General features: G+C 53.2%; 1 rRNA gene. It reads right to left on the bottom strand.

Annotated elements, in window-relative coordinates:
• Nucleotides 1-105, bottom strand: a 23S ribosomal RNA gene (locus IB248_RS31115); the annotation flags it as partial.
• Between the last annotated feature and the right edge of the window lie 220 nt (nt 106-325).

The following is a 325-nucleotide window of genomic DNA, read 5'->3' as shown; positions in this document are numbered from 1 at the left end:
GATCAAAGCTTATTCGCAGCTCCCCACGGCTTTTCGCAGCGTATCACGTCCTTCATCGCCTGTGCATGCCAAGGCATCCACCAAATGCCCTTACGACACTTAATCGTTCTCATTGCCAATGCTCATCATCTCGTTGCCCGCATCCCGAAGGAAACGGCAACAGACCGGGTTACCTTTTACAACCCAGTCAATCCAACAATGCCATCGACGTGTTCGATCCGGTCCCTTTATTGGAGCTACGCCGAGCAGCTCGCTTGGGCCGGATCTTTAAGACCAGCTTCTCGAGATTAAATCCGGTACCGCGCGGTCAGGCAACGGTAATCAG

It is taken from the genome of Rhizobium sp. RHZ01 (assembly GCF_014851595.1).
GTDB classification, from domain to species: domain Bacteria; phylum Pseudomonadota; class Alphaproteobacteria; order Rhizobiales; family Rhizobiaceae; genus Rhizobium; species Rhizobium altiplani.
This window is presented reverse-complemented; position numbering and strand designations above follow the sequence as displayed.